This is a genomic window from Polaribacter sp. HaHaR_3_91, assembly GCF_019278525.1.
GTDB lineage: Bacteria > Bacteroidota > Bacteroidia > Flavobacteriales > Flavobacteriaceae > Polaribacter.
Genome location: NZ_CP058986.1, coordinates 797,281 through 818,673, shown reverse-complemented (window position 1 = coordinate 818,673; position 21,393 = coordinate 797,281). Strand labels below are relative to the sequence as shown.

At 31.8% G+C, this 21,393-nt stretch carries 8 protein-coding genes; 3 read left to right on the top strand and 5 right to left on the bottom strand.

What is annotated here, in order from left to right; translation table 11 throughout:
* Window positions 1-33 precede the first annotated feature (33 nt).
* A complete protein-coding gene (locus H0I27_RS03320; RefSeq protein WP_218732491.1) occupies window positions 34-675 on the top strand; it encodes a hypothetical protein in 642 nt (213 codons plus the stop codon).
* A 427-nt stretch (window positions 676-1,102) separates the two neighbouring features.
* Here the strand turns inward: H0I27_RS03320 and H0I27_RS03315 are convergent, their stop codons facing one another.
* The 4 genes from H0I27_RS03315 to H0I27_RS03300 form a co-directional block, all read right to left on the bottom strand.
* A complete protein-coding gene (locus H0I27_RS03315; protein ID WP_218732490.1) occupies window positions 1,103-2,185 on the bottom strand; it encodes a bifunctional 3-deoxy-7-phosphoheptulonate synthase/chorismate mutase type II in 1,083 nt (360 codons plus the stop codon).
* Window positions 2,186-2,206: 21 nt separating this feature from the next.
* A complete protein-coding gene (locus H0I27_RS03310; RefSeq protein WP_218732489.1) occupies window positions 2,207-3,058 on the bottom strand; it encodes a prephenate dehydrogenase in 852 nt (283 codons plus the stop codon).
* Between the two features lie 128 nt (window positions 3,059-3,186).
* On the bottom strand, window positions 3,187-4,335 hold the full coding sequence (locus H0I27_RS03305; protein WP_218732488.1) for a pyridoxal phosphate-dependent aminotransferase: 1,149 nt from the start codon (window positions 4,333-4,335) through the stop codon (window positions 3,187-3,189).
* 7 nt (window positions 4,336-4,342) lie between these two features.
* Window positions 4,343-5,167 (bottom strand): prephenate dehydratase, encoded by an 825-nt coding sequence (locus tag H0I27_RS03300; RefSeq protein WP_218732487.1) that lies wholly within the window; start codon window positions 5,165-5,167, stop codon window positions 4,343-4,345.
* A gap of 772 nt (window positions 5,168-5,939) precedes the next feature.
* Between H0I27_RS03300 and H0I27_RS03295 the strand changes: the two genes are divergently transcribed.
* Entirely contained in the window at window positions 5,940-14,462 is an 8,523-nt protein-coding gene (locus H0I27_RS03295; protein WP_218732486.1) for a T9SS type A sorting domain-containing protein, read from the top strand.
* Between the two features lie 379 nt (window positions 14,463-14,841).
* Here the strand turns inward: H0I27_RS03295 and H0I27_RS03290 are convergent, their stop codons facing one another.
* Window positions 14,842-16,437 (bottom strand): hypothetical protein, encoded by a 1,596-nt coding sequence (locus tag H0I27_RS03290; protein ID WP_218732485.1) that lies wholly within the window; start codon window positions 16,435-16,437, stop codon window positions 14,842-14,844.
* Window positions 16,438-17,331: 894 nt separating this feature from the next.
* Here H0I27_RS03290 and H0I27_RS03285 point away from each other — a divergent pair.
* The gene (locus H0I27_RS03285; RefSeq protein ID WP_218732484.1) at window positions 17,332-21,390 is read left to right on the top strand and encodes a T9SS type A sorting domain-containing protein; all 4,059 of its coding nucleotides are present in this window, start codon (window positions 17,332-17,334) and stop codon (window positions 21,388-21,390) included.
* The last annotated feature ends 3 nt before the right edge of the window (window positions 21,391-21,393 follow it).

Genomic DNA, 21,393 nt, shown 5'->3' with positions numbered 1-21,393 from the left:
CTATATTCGTTTTTTTTTAACCAAAACTTATTTATGAAAAAAATTATCTCACTATTTGCACTTGTAATTTGCATAACAACAACAAATGCTCAAACAAAATTATATGTACATGATGATGCTGAAACTTATGTAGAAAACACAAAAACAATAGCTATTCTACCTTTAAATGTTCAGGTTAAGTTAAGACCAAAACAATTAAAAGATTTTACTTCTGAACAAATAATTGAAATGGGAAAAAGTGAAGCTTTAGACATACAAAAAGCGATGTATTCTTGGTTTTTAACTAGAAAAAAAAGAGGAACTTTATTGGTTTCTGTTCAGAACCCAACAAGAACGAATGCTTTATTGAAAAAGAAAGGAATAGATATTCATTCTTATGATGAATATTTACCTAGTGAATTAGGCGAAATCTTAGGTGTAGAAGCAGTTATTTCTGGAACTTACGAAACTTCTAAACCAATGTCTAATGGAGCTGCAATTGGACTCGCTGTTTTAACAGGTGGAATGTTTGCAACCAATACCGCAACTATGAATATGGATTTCACAAGTACTATTGATGATGAATTAGTAGTTAATTATCATAAAAAAATTAAAGGATCTCTTGGTTCTGATGCTCAAGATCTAATTAATATTTTAATGAGAAAAGTATCTAGAAGAATTCCGTATACAAAATAATTGAATATCATTATTTATATGAAAGACCGCCAATTGGCGGTTTTTTTTTGTTAAACACATGCTGTTTTACCGAACTAAAGTAAGTTGTTTGCTATTTCGACCTTTTGGGAGAAATCACAAAAAGTTTGGTTGAGTTTGACTTATCAATGTTATAGGATTTCTCCTATCGTCGAAATGACAAATTTTTGATGACAAGTTTTCTGTAATATAATTATTGGACTTCTTATTGTTTTGAGATGTTTTTTGTCCTTCTTTGGGATTCACCATGCGTTAAGGATTGAGCAATTGTTTGAGCTCTTTTTTGTTTTTTCAACAAAAAAAGCGAGTGCGAAAGCCTGACCACACTTTTTTGTGTGGTAACGCCCAAAAAAAATACCTTCAAATTATAAAACTTGAAGGTATTTAAATAAATATTTATGCTTAAAGATTATCCGTTGATAATTTTTTCTTGGTGAACGATAGATTCTTGATGAATTGCTTTAAACATTTTTAAAACAAACTCTTCACTTAAACCTTTGCTACTACCTTCCATAACCATGTTTCCTAAAATCTCGTTCCAACGACGTGATTGTAAAACAGCTACGTTTTGATCTTTCTTTAATTGACCAATTTTATCGGCAACTTGCATTCTTTTACCTAATAAATCGATTAATTGATCATCTACCACGTTAATTTGAGCTCTTAAATTTTCTAAAGGTTCTCTGTAACTAACTGCAGTCTCAGTTTCTTTCTTCACTTTTAAGTCTACCATTATTTGCTTTAAAGCATCCGGCGTAACTTGTTGTGCAGCATCAGACCAAGCATTTTCTGGGTCGTAATGAGTCTCAATCATTAAACCATCAAAGTTTAAATCTAAAGCAGTCTGACAAACATCAAAAATCATGTCTCTCTTTCCTGTGATATGAGATGGATCGTTGATTAATGGTAAATCTGGAAACTTATTTTGAAACTCGATAGCTAATTGCCATTCTGGATTATTTCTATATTTAGATTTTTCATACGTTGAAAAACCTCTGTGAATTGCTCCTAAATTTTTGATTCCTGCAGTATATAATCTTTCGATACCACCTAACCATAAAGCTAAATCTGGATTTACTGGATTTTTAACCAATACAATTTTATCTGTACCTGCTAATGCATCTGCAATTTCTTGCATGATAAAAGGTGATACAGTAGAACGTGCACCAATCCATAATAAATCTACATCGTGTTCTAAAGCTAACTTTACGTGGGCTGCATTTGCAACTTCTGTACAGGTTTTCATACCTGTTTCTTCTTTTACTTTTTTTAACCAGTGTAAACCAATTTCTCCAACACCTTCAAACATTCCTGGTCTTGTTCTTGGTTTCCATATTCCTGCTCTAAAATAGCTTACATCAGAATCTTTTAGTTCGTGTGCAATCTTTAAAACCTGTTCTTCGGTTTCTGCACTACAAGGCCCTGCTATTACTAGTGGATGATTTAATTTCATATCGTCCAACCATGTTCTCAATTCTTTTGTATTCTCCATTTTTCTACTTGTTTTGGCTTATTATTTTATGCCGTTTAAAATTTGTTTTATGTGATTTGTATTCTCCATTTCGTTAAAAATTTCAGAGAACCTATCTTTTTGCATCAACTCTTTAAAATGTTGTAAATTATTGATGTACTCTTCTAATGTTTCTATTACGTTTTCTTTATTTTGTTCAAAAATTGGAGTCCACATTGCTGGCGAACTTTTTGCCAAACGTACTGTAGATCTAAATCCTGAACCTGCCATATCAAAAATATCGCGTTCATTTCTTTCTTTATCAATGACCGTTTTACCTAACATAAATGCGCTTATGTGAGATAAGTGCGAAACATACGCAATATGCTTGTCATGAGAAACTGGGTCCATGTACCGAATACGCATTCCAATGTCTATAAAAAGCTTTAAAGCTTTTTCTTGAAGCTTAAAAGTTGTCTTTTCTACTTCGCAGATAATATTTGTTTTTCCAACGTATAAGCCGGATACAGCTGCTTTTGGCCCAGAATTTTCTGTTCCTGCAATTGGATGCGCTGCTAAATAATTTCTTCTTTTAGGATGATGTTCAACCACTTTACAAATTGCTTCTTTTGTAGACCCTGCATCTACAACCAAACCATCATCAGAAATTTTATCTAATATTGTCGGCAATAATTTTGCAGTTGCATCTACTGGAATTGATATAATTACCAAGTCTGCATTTTCTATATCGTCTAAAGTTGCTTTCTTTTGAATTACACCTAATTTTAGCGCTTCATCTAAATGGCTTTCATTCGTATCGATTCCGTGAATTACAACATCCGGATTGTTATTTTTAATATCGATAGCAAAACTACCGCCTATTAAACCAATACCAATCATGTATATATTTTTCATTTTGTTTTCTCTTTAAGTGAGATTCGTCTTTGTTCCTCATTCGGAATGACACACTTTAATTTTTAATTCGATAAAGTCTCTTTTTAGTAAACAAACTAACTGCAAACTGCTACTAAAAAACTACAAACTTATTTATCAAACCTGCTAATTGCTTCTTTAATTATATCTGTTGTTACACATAATGAAAAACGAATATATCCCTCTCCTTGAGAGCCAAAAATGGTTCCTGGAGTAATAAAAATATCATGATCATATAAAACTGCATCTGTAACTTCTTCAGATTTTTTTCCTTCAGGTATTTTTGCCCAAACAAACAATCCTGTTGAATTTTTACTATAAACTGCATCTAACTTATCTGCTAATTGCCAAATTAAACTTCTACGTTCTTCGTAAATTTTATTTTGTGCTAAAAACCAATCATCAGATAATTGTAAGGCTTCTATAGCTCCTTTTTGAATTCCGTAAAACATACCAGAATCCATATTCGATTTCACTTTTAAAACTTCGTTGATGTACGTTGCGTTTCCTAACAACATACCAACGCGCCAACCTGCCATGTTAAAAGTCTTACTTAAAGAGTTTAACTCTAAAGCAATGTCTTTTGCGCCTTCTACTTGTAAAATACTGATAGGATTATCGTTTAAAATAAAACTATATGGATTGTCATTAATGATTAAAATACGGTGCTTTTTACCAAAAGCTACTAGTTTTTCAAACGTTTCTAATGTTGCATTTGTTCCTGTTGGCATGTGCGGATAATTGACCCACATAATTTTTACATCACTTAAATCTTGTGCTTCTAAAGCTTCAAAATCTGGTTGCCAATTAGTAGCATCACTTAAATTATAAAACAAAGGTTCTGCTCCTACTAACTTAGTTACAGAAGTATAAGTTGGATATCCAGGATTCGGAATTAATACTTTATCGCCTTCGTTTAAAAAAGCCATAGAAATATGCATAATTCCTTCTTTACTTCCCATCAATGGTAAAATCTCGTTTTCTGGATTTAAATCTACCGAAAACTTGTTTTTATAAAAAGTTGAAATTGCATTTCTTAATTCCGGTAAGCCCTGATAGGATTGATACTTATGTGCACTTGCATCACCTAGGCTATTTTGAATTGCTTCTAAAACTTCTGTTGGTGGTTGCAAATCTGGAGATCCAATTCCCATATTGATAATTGGTTTTCCTGCAGCTGCTAAACCTCTAACTTCTCTTAATTTTTTAGAGAAGTAGTATTCTTGCACTGTATCTAATCTTTTAGCTGGTTGTATCATAACTATACTATTTTCTACCGTTTTTATAAACTCCTAAAATTTTGAATTCTTCTGCCATTATTTCTATAATCGCTTTTGCTTTTTCATACTCACTATATTCTTCAAAAGTAACATCTACAAAAAATGAATATTTCCATGGAGTTTCTATTACTGGTAAAGACTGTATTTTGGTTAAGTTCATTTTGCAATCACTCAATACATTTAAAATTGCTGCAAGACTTCCTCTTTTATGGTTTAGCTGAAATTTTAAAGAAGCTTTATTAACTTCTTTATTAACTTCTGGTTTAGTAGTTTTTACAATTACAAAACGTGTAGAATTATCTTTTATGGTTTGAAGTTCATCTTCAAGAATTTCTAAACTAAATATTTCTGCAGCAATTTTTGGAGCAATTGCAGCAATACCTACTAAATTTTCTTTCGAAATTCTTTTGGCAACCTCAGCAGTGTCAACATCTTCCACTAGCTTTATATGTGGATATTTTTTAAAAAACTCCTTACATTGTAACAATGCCATTGGATGCGACCAAACTTCTTTAATATCTTCTATTCCCTGACCTTTTAGAGCCATTAAATGATGATGAATATTCAAATATTCTTCATCTATTATGTGTAAATTATTATTATCAATTAATGCATAATTAGGAATTATAGACCCCGCAATGGTGTTCTCTAAAGCCATAATACCCAAATCTGCGGTATTGTCTAGCAAACTGGCTACCAACTCATCAAAAGACATGCATTCTTTTAATTGTATAGTGGTTCCATAAAAGTTGCGTGCAACTTTATGATGGTTTGAGCCTTCAGCTCCTTGTATGGCAATAATTTTATTCATTTTATTACAAATAATGTCAAAAAAAAAGCCTCGAATGGAATTCGAGACTTTATATGATATGAATGTTACTTAAAAACATGATACAAAGTCTCCTCTCTTACTAAAAAAGTAAAAGTAAAAATAGAAACGAGTAAAATAATTATTTAACATTTGTATTCTCTTTGTTTATACTGACAAATCTAAAGATAAATTTGAAACAAACAAACTAAATAGCATTTTTTATAAAAAAAATGATTAATCATTAAAAATTACATAAAATATAAAGCAATCATTATGAATTTCTTCAACTAAAAAGAGATTATAAACAGTATTCTAAATGTTAAGCTATTCTTCTACTATGTATTTCAATTGAAGCTTCTCTTTTTGGACAAAAAAACTCCTACCTAGCTCATTCATATACTCTTTAAAACCATTCTTCACTATTTTCTCAACAATTTTTAGATACTTACTAATAAAACCGAATTGTTGTCTAGTTATTTATTCCACATTGTAACAACGATTATTATATGAATATCTAAAGTAGCTAAAACCTTATTTGTAGACATATAATAGCTCTTCTCTACATATTACGTTCATGTAATTCTAAAATATAAAAAGAGAGAATTAGTGTTGTACATTTTAAATAATTCTTTCGATTTATTTGTACATATGTGAACTTAGTATTAATTTTGCTCTCCCCTTAACTGCGCCCCTAAGCAGATTTTATAGTATTCCCCCAACGTATTTTAAGATTTTAACAACTCCCCCAAAGAACAATTAAATCAAAAACACCATGAAAAAAACTACTTTTCAGGTATGTGAGTTTGGGGAAATTCAATACCTATTAAAGAACAGCTTAAAAAGCTTAACAGTACTAACGCTATTATTATTTTACACTTCCTTTTCTGTAAGTGCGCAAGGCCCCGGTGCCGACACCAATGATAACATTAGTTTTTACAAGAAATACTCTGGTGCAAACCTTACCTATAAACAAATAGGTAATAGTGAAATTAAATATAATAGAAATAGTGGTGTAACATCTCAATGTTCTAAAAGTGATGGTGCCCCTACAAGCGCTAACTTAGTTTTACCAGCAGATGCTGTAATACAAGCAGTATACGTACAATGGTTTGCACTTGTAAAACACGATAAAACTGGTATAACAAATTATGCTCCTTTAAAAACATCTATTCCTATTACTTTTCCTAATGGTACTACAAAAACCATCAATAAAGATAAAGGATATAGAGAAACGGTTCCTTTTAGTACCTATAACCCAAAGTACGAAGGATATTTAGCAGATATCACAGCAGAGGTCTTAGCACAACCAAACCCTGCCGGAACCTATACCGCAGATGTACAATTAACAAATGACTATAGAGCCCTAAGAGAAGCCTGTGCTTATTCTCAAGAAAATGTAAGAGCATGGCAAATGTTGGTGGTTTATAAATCGCCAACAGACGAGAGTGGTATCAATCAGGTATATGTATACGATGGTTTAAAAGGTTTTGTTGGTCTTAGAAATGATATTCAAGAAATAAAAATACCTGTTTCTGAGTATAAAGTTTACTCTGGTAACGTAGCCGGTAGCATCTCTGTAGCATCTTTGCAAGGAGACGGAGCTATTGATGGAGAATACCTAAAAGTTTCTGATAATTCATTTAATGATTTCCCTTCAGATTGGGCAAATTCAGCAGGTTTATCTAACCCTGCTCCAGGTAATAATGCAACAAATGGCAGTCCTTATGGAGCTTGGGATATTGATGTTGTAAATAGTAACTTCACTCCTAATTCAACCAGCTTAGAGTTAACTGCTGGTTCAAACGGAGACCTAATATTATTCGATTTAATTGTATTAAAAATACCAACAGGAGGTCTAGTTGTAACTAAAAAAACAACCACTCCTAATGTTAATATTGGTGAAAACGGTACCTACGAAATAACTTTAACAAATGCGACTAATGTAGATTTAAAAGGCATAAAAGCTAAAGATATTCTACCCACAGGTTTTACCTATGTATCTGGAGCCAATGTTGTGTTAAACAATGCTAGACAAACTGCTACAACAAAACCACAAGTAGGAGACACTACACTAAATTGGGGTACTTTTGATATTGATGGTAAAGGAAGTGTAACCATTACCTTTGATATAGCAGTACCTGAAAACCAAAATTTAGGAACCTATCAAAACGGAGTAACAGCTACTGTTACAAGTCCAAATGATACAGTTATTACAAATTATGATTCTGGAGACTCTACAAATGATGATATAACCGTAGGGAATCGTTGTGATGCAGCTTCTTCTGGTAACTTAGATACAGATGGAGATGGTATTAGTGATATTTGTGATTTAGATGACGATAACGATGGTATTTTAGATGTTGATGAAGACACTTGTGATATCTATGGAACTCCTTTACTTAATGAAGATTTTGGAATAGGAAACAATATAAGTACTCGTTTATCTGGAGGAGCGTCTACAAATTATAACTATTTAGAATTAAGAAATCCACGTGGTAATAATACTAGTCGTGATTTACAGGATGACCTTTACGCAGTATTTAATAACATCCCTAACTCTGCAAGTTGGGCAGATGATAAATGGCAAACTGTAGGTGATCACACAAGTGGTAGCTTAACACCTACAAACGACAATATGTTAATGGTAAATGCAGGTAAAACACTTGATGTTATTTATCAGAAAACAATTTCAGGTATTACAGCTGGTGCACTTTTAGATGTATCTTTTTGGGTCTTAAATTTAGATGTTGATAATACCATTAATAATGATCCTCTTAGAGTTTTACCTAACATACAAATAGAACTTTGGCAAAACGGAGTACTTTTAGGTCCTCCTGTAAATACAGGAAACATTGTTAGAGAAGAAGCAGGCAGTAAAGATGCATGGAAATATTATGGTACAAAAGCACCTTTAACTACATTAAATAACAGCAATATAACCGTTGTTATTAGAAACAACACGAAAGCAGAATATGGAAACGATTTAGCTATTGATGATATTCTAGTAAGACAATTATGTAATACAGATTCAGATGGAGATGGGATCCCTAATCGTTTAGATTTAGACTCAGATAACGATGGTATTCCAGATGTTATAGAAGCTGGTGGTAAAGATGACAACAATGATGGAATGGCAGATGGAGTAGTTGGTACAACACCATCAACTAACGGAATTCCACAAAGTGCAGATACAGGTAATACACCAACATCTACAGACGGAGATGGCATACCAGATTATCTAGACATAGATGCAGACAATGATGGTATTCCAGATAATATAGAAGTACAAACTACTGCAGATTATATCACTCCAAGTGGAGTTGGCACTAGTATGACAGATAGTAATAACAATGGTATTGATGATAATTATGAAGTTGGTGGTAACGTTTTTATCCCAGTAGATACTGATGGCGATAAAATACCAGATTACTTAGACCCAGATTCAGACAATGATGCCATTCTTGATATTGCAGAAAATGGAGACCCACAAAATGTTCTTACAGGAAAAGATACTGATGGTGATGGTTTAGATGATGCTTTTGATGACAACACAGACAACCCTAATACTGGATTTACAGTAAATGATGGTGTAAGCCCAAACAACAAAGTAACAAACTTAACTACCCTAGAAAACTCTTTTGGAGATGAAGATAATGACTTCAACCCTAATAACCCAAATACAGGTAATTTAGATTATAGAGATATTAAGGATAATGATAATGATGGTATTCCAGACAGCATCGATTTAGATGATGATAACGACGGTATACCAGATACTATTGAAAATGGAGGAAACTTAGCCGAAGGTGATGAAGATGGAGATGGTATTCCTAATTATTTAGACAACCATGATGACGGTAATGGAGGAGACGGAAGTACTACAGATTACACAGACTCTAATAATGATGGTATACCAGATGTATATGATAACGACGGAGATGGTATTCCTAATCACTTCGATTTAGATTCAGACAACGATGGTATTCCAGATATCGTAGAAGCTGGTGGTATTGACACAGATGGAAATGGAAAAGTAGATGATATTAATACTGATGGAACTCTTGTAAACGATATAGACAAAGACGGTTTAGATGATCGTTATGACGCTAATGTTACAGGTGGAGCTAATGGAAATAATATTTTAAACCCAGATTCAGACGGAGATGGTATTTCTGATACACGAGATTTAGACTCAGACAACGATGGTATTCCAGATATCGTAGAAGCTGGTGGTACAGACATTAATGGAGACGGTAAAGTAGACAATATTAATGCAGATGGTACGCTAAAAAATGATGTAGATAATGATGGTTTTGATGATCTAGTTGATGGTGATGTTGGCCAACTTGGTACACCTAACAATAAAGACAATGCACTAGTTATTACCGGAAGTGATACTAATAATGACGGAAAACCCGATTCTTATACAACAGGAGATACAGACCGAGATGGTATACCTAATCACTTAGATTTAGATTCAGATAACGACGGAATTACTGATATTACAGAAGCTGGAGGTATTGATGCCGACGGAGATGGAAAAATAGATAACATTAGAAGTAATGGTACGCTAATAAATGATGTAGATAACGATGGTTTTGACGATGCTGTAGATGGTAATGTAAATGGTACAGATAATAAAAACAATGCATTAATTGTTACAGGAGTAGACACAGATGGTAATGGTAAACCTAATAGTTACCCTAATGGAGATACAGACAAAGACGGTGTATTAGATTTTCTAGACTTAGACTCTGATAATGATGGTATCCCAGATATCGTAGAAGCTGGTGGTATTGATGGTGACGGAAACGGAAAAGTAGATGACATTAACTCAAACGGTACTTTAATAAACGATGCAGATAGTGATGGTTTAGATGATCGTTACGACGCTAATGTAACAGGTGGTACAGATGGTAATGCTATTACAAACCCAGATACAGATGGTGATGGTATTAAAGACACACAAGATTTAGATTCAGATAACGATGGTATTCCAGATGTTGTAGAAGCTGGTGGTACAGATGCCAATGGAGATGGTATTGCAGACAACTTTAACGATACAGACAATGATGGTTTTAATGACTATGTAGATGGTGATGTAAACGGTGCTATCAACAGTAATAACGCTTTAATACTTACAGCTAGCACAGACGCAAACAACGATGGTAAGCCAGATACATATGATACTGGTGATACAGATAACGATGGTATTCCTAACTACTTAGATTTAGATTCTGATAACGACGGAATTCCAGATTTAGTAGAAGCAGGCGGAATAGATACTGATGGTAATGGATTAGTAGATACTATTAACTCTGATGGTTCTTTAAGAAATGACGTTGATAACGATGGTTTTGATGATGCTGTAGATGGAAGTGTTAACGGAACTAATAATGTTGCAAAAGCATTAATAGTTACCGGAGCAGATTCAAATAACAATGGTAAACCTAATAGTTACCCTAACGGAGATACAGACCAAGATGGTATATTAGACATGTTAGACTTAGATGCCGATAATGATGGAATTCCAGATTTAATAGAAGCTGGCGGAGTAGATGAAGACGGAAACGGTTTAGTAGACAACATCAACAGTAATGGAACATTAATTAACGATACTGATAACGATGGTTTTGATGATGCTGTAGATGGAAAAGTTGGTACTATCAATAATAGCAACAATGCCTTAGTAGTTACAGGAGCAGATAATAATAACGATGGTAAACCAGACTCTTATATTACAGGAGATTCTGATAAGGATGGTATCCCAAATCATATAGACCTAGATTCAGACAACGATGGTATTGTAGATATTATTGAAGCTGGTGGTACAGATGCTAACAGAGATGGTAAAGTAGATAACATTAACAACAACGGTAAATTAACAACTGATACTAATAACGATGGTTTTGATGATAATGTTCAAACCGATCCGTTGATAATTACCGGACCAGATACAGATGCAACAAATACAACAGCAGATGGGAAACCAAACTCTTACCTAAAAGGAGATGCAGATACAGATGGTAAACCAAACTTTATAGATATTGATGCTGATGATGATGGTATTCCGGATAATATTGAAGGACAATCTACAAGTGGTTATAAAAAACCTTCTGGAGTAGGCAACGGAATAATAGACAACAACAATAATGGTGTAGATGACCAATATGAATTTAGCGCTAATATTGGCTTTATTCCAGAAAATACTGATGGAACGGATACTCCAGATTACTTAGATGCAGATTCAGATAATGATGGTGTACTTGATATTGCTGAAAATGGAGATTTACAAAATGAGCTAGCAACAGATGCAAGCGGTAAATTATTAGATACAGATGGTGATGGTTTAAATGATGCATTTGATGATAACCTAGACATTCTAAATAACGGATTTACAGTAAATGATGGAGGAATAGCACCTAATAACATAGTAACAACATTAGCTATTTTAGAAAACTCTTTTGGAGATACAGATGGTAATTTCGATCCAAATAACCCAACTAGTGGTAACCTAGATTATAGGGACATACCAGAAGCTGCAGACGTTATGATTACGCAAGTATATCAATTTGGCACTGAAAGATGGATTGAAATAACAAATATCGGTTCAGAAGATATTCCTGCTAACACCATTAAAATTCAATTGTATAAGAATCAAACAGTAGCTCAGGTAGATGCACTAGCAATAGCAACACCAACTGAAGAAGTTGTGGTAGATTCTGAGTTAAAAGTAGGTAAATCTGTCCTATTTAAAAACAATACAACTTCTGAAATAACAAATTTAGGTGATGCAACAATTATAGAAAACAGCGCATTAACTGATATCAGCGGAGCAAATGATATTATAACACTTTCTTCTGCTACAGGAAATTATGCATGGGCAAATAGATATGATATAATTTCTGATATTACCGACAAAACTTCATTTGTTAGAATAGATGAAGTAACAGCACCTAATAAAAATTATGATTCTAGTGAATGGGTAGTTTTTATAGATGATGCAATAAACTCATATCAATCTGGTTATGAAACTGGAGACAATAGTACAAAAAGACACTCTTTAGATCCATTAATCTCAGAAATAGAGAATTCTAATTCTGAAGCTAACACTTTGTTAGGTTTACATAGAATTAAGGAAACTACCACAAATACAGGTGGTACTTGGGATAATGGTTATCCAGACAGATCTCGTTATGTTATAGTTGATGAGTCTTACAACCATCAAAATAATCGATTAAGTGCTAGAAAATTAAAGGTTCTTAACACAAATGAGTTAAAAGTAACAGATCAATTATTAGTAGTTACAAATGATATAGAGTTAGACGGAGACATTCGTTTATCTGGTTCTTCTGCTCAATTGATACAGACGCATGAAAATGCTAGTACTGTTTCTGGTGATGGAAGATTGTTTGTAGATCAAAACTCAGAAGTACCAAGTAAATACCGTTATAATTATATGAGTTCTCCGGTTACTACTTTAAATAAGGCAACCTATTCTTTAGAATCTGTTCTTAGAGACGGTACAACAGCAAATACACCTAAAGAAATTACTTTTGTTGGTGGATATGATGGTTCTTTTACTGAATCGGGTATTTCCTTAGCAGATTACTGGGTATACACGTATGCTCCAGCTAGTAACGGAAGAGCAAATTGGTCTCATAAATATAAAAGCGGAACAATAGATAGAGGTGATGGTTATACATTTAAAGGACCTGGAAGAGAACAAAACTATACATTTGTGGGTACCCCTAATGATGGTGAGTTTAAAACAAAACAGATAACTGAAGGACAATCTTATTTAATTGGAAACCCCTTCCCTTCTGCTTTAAATGCAAGAAAATTTTTAGATGACAATAACGATTTAATATCAACACTTTATTTTTGGCAACATGTAGCAGAAACGAATGCTTCAGGAACTGCTGGTCATAATTTTGGAGGATATATTGGTGGTTATGCTGCTCAGAACGTTAGTATGGCAACAGCAGTAAAAACGGGAGAGACAGGTCCTGTTGACTTCACGTTAGAAGCTGAACATGTACCTGATGCAAATACAGATGGTGAAAAATTATCAATTCTAAATATTTTAGGTACAGTCGTTTCTTTAAATGATAGAAATTTTATTAAATTTTCAAATATTCCTAGAGGAGTAGAATCTTTAAAAATAAACTACGCATCTTTCTTGACTAAAACCTTTAATATAAAAATTAATAACGTAGATAAAGGAGAGTTTACTTTTCCTTCTACCGGTCTACTTTACAGTAATATAACATTTGAATTATGTATACCTGCTGGTAGTGATATTACCTTTACAGGAACCAACGATTCAGGTTTATTATATATGAATAATTTAACATTTCAAGATGATGACGGCCTTATATCTTGTGTTGCTAACTCTGGTGGTAATGAATATGAAAATTTATACAAATCTCCAGAACCTTATGTTGCAATAGGTCAAGGATTCTTTGTAGAAGGTATTGGTACCGGACAAATTAAATTTAATAATAGTCAAAGAGAATATAAAACAGAAGGAACTGGTGAATCTATATTCTTAAAAAGCGATCAGAAAACAACTTTAAAAGCAGTTAATAACAACCTATCTATATTAAAATTAGGAATGAGCTACTCTAATGATGAAGGAAGCAATTTACATCGTCAAATTGGAATTTCTTTTAATCAAGCAAATTCTTTTGAATATGAAAAAGGGTATGACTCTGAAATGTATGATGTGAACCCTACAGATTTCTATTGGAAGTTTCCAAATGATACAAATAGTTATGTAATTTCTGGAGTACAAGAAATATCGAATGCACTAGAAGTACCACTAGAAGTTATTGTAAGCGAAAACAGTATTATTACAATTGGTATTGATGAAATAAACAACATCAATCAAAATGTATACATTAAAGACAAATTAACAGGTAAAACACAGCTAATAAATGATGTTAGTACAGCATATCAATTAGAAGCAGGTACATACACAGACAGGTTTGTTTTGGCTTTTGAAGCGGCAGAAGACAGTGTACTTGGTGTAGAAGAAGATCTACTTGCTGGACAAACCAATATTTATGCAGATAACGACAATAACAAAATTGTAATTTCTAAAAATCAAGAGGTGAATATTCAAAAAGTAGAGTTATTTGATATTCTTGGTAAAAAAGTAAGTACTTGGAATATTAACGAACAAAAATCTACTTACCAATTAGACATCAAAAAACAAATACCAACTGGTATTTACATTGTTAAAATGAACACAGATAAAGGAGCAATCAATAAGAAAGTAGTAATTGAATAATAAACATCCCATGCCTCTAGTTAAAAAATGAGGTATAGATTTAATAAAAAACTCTAAAGATAATAATCTTTAGAGTTTTTTATTATTAGGAAGTTTTTAATGGTAATATAAGTTTCTATTAACCCCAACTATAAAAGTTCTTTTCTGAATCGTAATCCTACACATTATAAAATTCTAGGCTATTTTTTTAGAATGTAACCCAACCGCTACTATTATAAATTATCTACAAAATTATACGATATAGAGATGTAATCTGACAATATATTATTATATTTTAAAGAATTTAATTAAAAAGGATCAGTATATAATAGCTATTTCCATACAGTTAGCTTCTATCAATAGAGAAACCAATTCTAATTAGATGTTAATACTCTTAATTTTATGAGGAAAAAGAAGTGGTATCCTTAAAGGTTTCTTTTAAATAATCTACTAATTTAAAATCTTCTTTTTTAATACCTAACTTATTTGTAATTCGATATCTTTTACTCTCTACAGATCTAACAGAAGTGTTTAAGAAAACACTAATCTCTTTCGTTTTAAAGCCCATAAATAGATAGTAACATATAATCACTTCAGAAGGGTTTAACTCTGGGTGTTTTATAGACATTTGATTAAAAAACTCTGCATTAAGGTTATTTATTAAATCTAAATGATCTTCGCCTTTTACTAAAAGAACAGAAGAACTATGATGAATATCTTTATGAAGGCTTTTAATTTTATTTCTTTGGTCATCTATATTTGTAATTGAAGAAATGCTTTTAATTTCCTTCTTTAAATCTACGATATAGTTTTCTAAGCCTTTAACTTTCAACTTTAATTTATCATGATTATTCTCAATTAGAGAATATTCTCTTCTCCGTTTAGAAAAATCTTTTAAAACTCTTTTTAGACTCTTATATTTTACAAAAACAAAAACAACACCTACTACTAAAAGAGTAACTAAAAATGCAATCCAATTTCTATTTAAAAAGTTTTTCTTGGTTTCTACTTCTAAAATTCTAGAATTTTCTAAAAAAGATTCATTGATATTAAAACTGGCGTCGATATTTTCACTTATTAAATTCTGATTATGATTTTTAAGGGAATCTATATAATTGTTTTTATTTTGTGTATCCTCTAATTCATCGTAATAGGCTATATAGTTTTTAAACTGATTTTCTTTATCAAAATTATTCATATAAGATCGCATACCATCCACCTTTTTTAAATAAATAGCAGCAGAATCTAACTGTTTTCTTCTCAAAAATAGATCAGAAAAACTTATATTTAAGGTAACATCATGTATGTTATAAAGATATTTTGTAAGGGTAGTATCGTTCTCTAAAGTTTTAAAATCTGTATAATATTTTTTAATATTTGCGTCATCATTTAAATCTACAAAATTAGTTATAAGCATAAATAAAGCATATAATTGATAAAAAGAATCCTCTTTTATCGACTTATAATAATCTAACTTGGCAAGAATTAAATCGTTACTTTTTTTATAATTGTTATTATACAGTTCAGTATATGCTTTCATTTGCATCACATCTATCAAACCATATTTATCCTTAACAATTGTATAGAATTTTTCTGCTTTTTTAAGATAGTTTAGAGCTGTAGTATCTTTTTTTACGATATACAAATTATAGAACAACTCTATACTAGCTGTACCTGCTAACTTATAATTCTTCTCTAATTCTGCATATTTTAGTCCAAGAATATTATAATGATAAACTTCGGCACTCCTATTTAAGTAACTACTTAAAACTGCTTTAAGATGATAATAATCTGCAAGTTTACCCTTAATATTTTTTTCTAAAGGATTAGGGATAGAATCTAAAAATTGCTCAGCTATTCTTGGGTAATTATCTATTCTATTACTCGCAGAATCTATATATTTTAAATAAATATCCCCAGATTCCTGTGCATAAAAATTTATGCTTAGAAAAAAGATTATCAGCTTAAAAATGCTGTTATTATTATTTTTAATCAAAATAAGCGGAGACTTTAAAATTTGTTAGGATAATAAACAAAAATAGTAAAGTTTCATTAACAACCATAGCAATTAATAACTTTAACCTAAAAAGAAAGATAAGAAGTTCTATGGCAATATTTTATAAAAATGCTATAAAACCAACGTTAATTTTATTATTAATGTGCGTAGTTAGTGAGTAGTATAAAACAAGAACTATTCTTTTAAACTTATCCATATTTGTACTTTTAATTAATTCCCTATTTTAAAAACATGATTGATTCTTTAATGAGACAAAAATACTTTTAGAGAATAATTTGTGATCGCAAATAAACGTTTAACTTTTTACCCAATAGTTGATCTAAAAATAGTTGATTCGATATACATTTACCAAAACGTAGAGCACATCAAAACTGAATTCATGAAGACATTATTTTAACAAGTACAGAAATGTATGATGTAAATAAATATTGATGAGTTAGGTAATACAAATTACTAATAAAGCAGAATTAACTCTATCTAATAAAATTTTACCAGTAGTAAGTAATTTTACAATTATTGTAGCTGAAAGTAGTTGGGGGACTATGTTTGGCTAATGTCTTCCTTTTGATCGAGGGAAAAACATTAACAATTACTACTACTGGTTTTATCTAATTTAAGTGCTTTTAAATAAAACATAGTACTATTGTTACAATTAACGATATAAAAAATATCCCAATTATTAATACTGACTAGCACAACACACTTCAAGAAAAAAAGGAACCCCCAACTTAAATACCCTCTAATTAAATAACAACTAAAGAGCATGATACCAAAGTGCGTAGCTTGTGCGTAGTTTTATTTATTGAACCTGAATGTTTTTAAATTAAAAAAATATGATATTTGTATTAACATACTTTTAACATTAAATAAAACATGAAAAATACATTACACATCGTTTATTTTACTTTATTTTTTATTGGTTGCTTTCAGGTAAAAGCACAAACAATAAATTATAAAAAAGAAGCTTTAAAAGAAAATAGTAATTTCTTTGAAATTGTAAATAAAACAAGAAAGCAGTTTATAGAAAAAAGTAAATACGCTAAAAAAGCCGAAACTCGATTAGAGAAAAAAGAAAAAAAACAATTTGAACGTTGGGTTTGGATTTGGAAAGATAGAGTAAATGCAGACGGTACTTTTCCTAAAGAAGCAGTAAACAAACAAGACTATTTAAATTTATTAGAAAACAAGGCTAACACACTAGCAAGATCTTCTTCTACTGTAAAACCTTGGACACAAATTGGTCCAACAAAAATTGTAGAAAAAAATGGTAATTTCGATTACCCTGGTCCTGGTAGAGTTGATGTTGTAGCTGTAGACCCAAACGCTTTAGACCCTAATAATCCTATGATTATGTATGTAGGTACTCCTTCTGGTGGGTTATGGAAAACTACAGATGGTGGTGCTACTTGGTCTCCAAAAACGGATAATCTTGCTGGTATGGGGGTTACAGATATTTTAATAGATCCAACAAATACAAATATTCTCTATATGGCAACCGGAGATAGAGATAGTCAACATGTTAGTTCTATAGGTTTATTTAAGTCTACAGATGCAGGAGAAATTTGGCTACCAACCGGACTTACTTTTTCTTTATCTGAAAATGAATATATAAGAGATATAGCCTTTGCACCTGGTTCCACCTCCACAATATTTGCATTAACAAACTCTGAGATAAAAAAATCTACAGATAGTGGGGCAACTTGGACTAACATGACTGTTACAAGTAATGGTTCTACCCCAATTGCTTACGAAGCCAAATTCCAATCAATGGTTTTTGACCCAAATGATGCAAACAAAATTGTGGTATCAGATTATTGGGATGCAATTTATTATTCTACAGATGGTGGAAATAACTTTAAAGTACATCCTGCTTTTCCAGGTGGTGATAGCTCAAAAATATTAAGAATCGCCGCTTCTCCGGCAGATAACGATTATTTTTATGGTATTAATCAAGACGGGGTTTTTAGAAAATATTATTTTGACTTTGATGATACTGCGGCAGATATAGCAAAATCTACTAACGTTACAGCAAAAATTTTTGGTACTGACACACCATTTGATTCTCAACATGGGTATATACAATGTATCGCACTTTCTCCAACAGACCCAAATAATTTAATGGTAGGTGGTGTACAAGGATGGAAATCTACAGATAATGGAGATACCTTTACTCCTGTTTTAAATGCATATTCAAATCCACTACCTGCTGGTCAAATTCACGTACATGCAGATCATCACTTTTTCTTATTTACAGATAATTCTCATATTATCAATGGAAATGATGCAGGACTAAGAATGGGGTCTTTTTCACCAACTTCAGATGCAGATTTCCCTGATATTTCTAGCGGATTAATTATAACACAATCTTATAATATTGCAATTACTCATGGTTTAAATGGCGATGATTATATGATGGCAAACCAAGATAATGATGGTTTTTCTAAAGTTTTACAAGGCGGAGAACAAAAATGGGTTGCAGCTGTTGCAGGAGACGGAACAGGAACTGCTATTGATATAGCTGAACCTAATATTAGATATTTAGGGGGTACTAATGGCCAATTAAGTAGAACTGATGATGGCTATGCAAATGGTTACGCTTCAGCTATCAAAATTCTTAAGTCAGATGCAGCAAATGCGGCATTTATTTCTCCTATAGCTACGCATCCAACAGATGCTAACATCATTTATGTAGGTCATGGAGATGTAAAAAGAACTACAGATAAAGGTGGTGATGTGGACCTTGATTATAATGATGGAGCTTCGGATACTTTTACAGCACTTGGCTCAGGGTTAACAAAAACAGAATTTTTAGACGTTTCTCTTAATAATGCTGTTGTTAGAATATTCGCAATTGGAGAAATTGCAGAAATTTCAACACTTAAAAGAAGTGTAGATGACGGTGCAACTTGGTCTACCATAGCAAGCCCAAGTGGTGTTAAGATTAATAGCGTATACGCTGTACCTAATACAAACACAGTATATGCAACAGTAAAAAGTTACAGTGCAGGAAATAAAGTGTATAAAAGTATAAATAACGGAGATACTTGGACAAATATTAGTGGTGACCTACCTAATATCATCATGTTTAAAGTTATTTTAGATCCAAATAAAAATAATGAAACTATTTATTTAGCTACAGAAATAGGTGTTTATTTTACCGACAATTCTACTACCAACTGGTCTAAATTAGGTACCGATTTACCAAATGTAAGAATTAGTGATATTAAGATAAGTCCGAATAACGGAAACATTTATGTTGGTACATTTGGTAGAGGTATGTGGGTATATAATGACCAAAAATATTTTGATAATACAATTCCTGCAAACGTATATTGGTCAGACACTTCTAGTTGGGAAGGTAAAACTTTACCAACAACTGCAGATGATGTTTTTATAAAAACATCCGAAGAGGTAACTTTAGATTCTAATAGTGCCGTTGCAAAATCTTTAGAAATTGCAGACGGTGGTTATTTAAATATTGAAAAAAATGCTGACTTAACAGTTGAAAATGATGTTGATTCTCATTCTACAAATAGCGGTATATACATATATTCTGATACAGATAATAGTGGTGTATTAATTGCAAAAGGAAATAGCACAGGTAAAGTAACCTATGTTAGAGGTGGTTTATTAGCTTCTAAATGGAGTCTTGTTACACCACCCGTTACAGGACAAAAAGTAAAAGATTTTGCTTTAGATGCAAATAATGATATCAGAAAGAATACAGATACTGGCACAGATCCAAACAGATATGCAATTGCTAAATATAATGATGTAAATGCAACCAGTGAAAAATGGGAATATTTTGATGTAAACATTGATGCAGATGTAGAGTTCGAAAAAGGTATTGGATATTCTATGTCTAAAGGAACAGATGGTGAAGTTACTTTTACAGGTACTATACAAACAAGTTCTTTAAATATAGATGCCACGCATAACAAATGGGTTACAGTTGGTAATCCTTTTACAGCATATTACCCAGCAAATAAAGAAGCTACAGGAAACTTTATTTTAGAAAACACAACAAAACTTGCAGTTGATGCGCCAGCAGTATATGTTTGGGAAAATAGCCAAGAAAAATATGTTGCTTTTACAAATGATGCTTCTGCAGATTTAAAAGTATTGGCTCCAGGGCAAGGATTCTTTATAAAAATGAAACCATCTGGAACTGATGAAATAGTTACTTTTAACAATGCTTATTTAGGTACTAAAACATCATTAACAGGTAATCATACTTTTAGTAAAACTACGGAAACAACACCTTTTGTAAAACTATATGTTGCAAAAGGAGCTATAAAAGTAAATACAGATATTATCTTTTCTGAAGATGCAACTATAGGATTTGATGCAGGAAAAGATATTATCAATTTTAATTCATCGGCATTTGACTTAACAACTAAATTATTAGACAACTCTAGCGATAAAGATTATACAATTCAGTCTATACCTAATAACGATTACGAAAATCAAATAGTTCCTTTAAACCTTAAAGGAAAAGCGAATGAAGAAATTACTTTTTCTGCTTTAAATAGTAATTTACCAGAAGGATTAAAAATTTTCTTAGAAGATAAAGAGACTGGTAGTTCTTACGAGTTAAGCGATACAGAAAAACACACATTAACATTAAGTAGTGATACTAGTGGTTTTGGACGTTTTTATGTACACATCTCTTCACAAGCTCTAAGTGTAATTTCAGATGATGTATCAAAAATTCAGATTTTTAATCAGAATAACTTCTTACAAATAAAAGGAATAAACACTGGAACTTTAAAAATTGATTTATTTGATCTTAATGGTAAAACTATATTAAAAGAAAACCAATCTTCAGAAAAATATAGCCCTCTAGATTTAAATGGTCTTTCTAAAGGAGTTTACCTTGTAAAAGTTACTGCTGAAGGAAAATCAGTTTCTAAAAAAATAATTATAGACTAACCT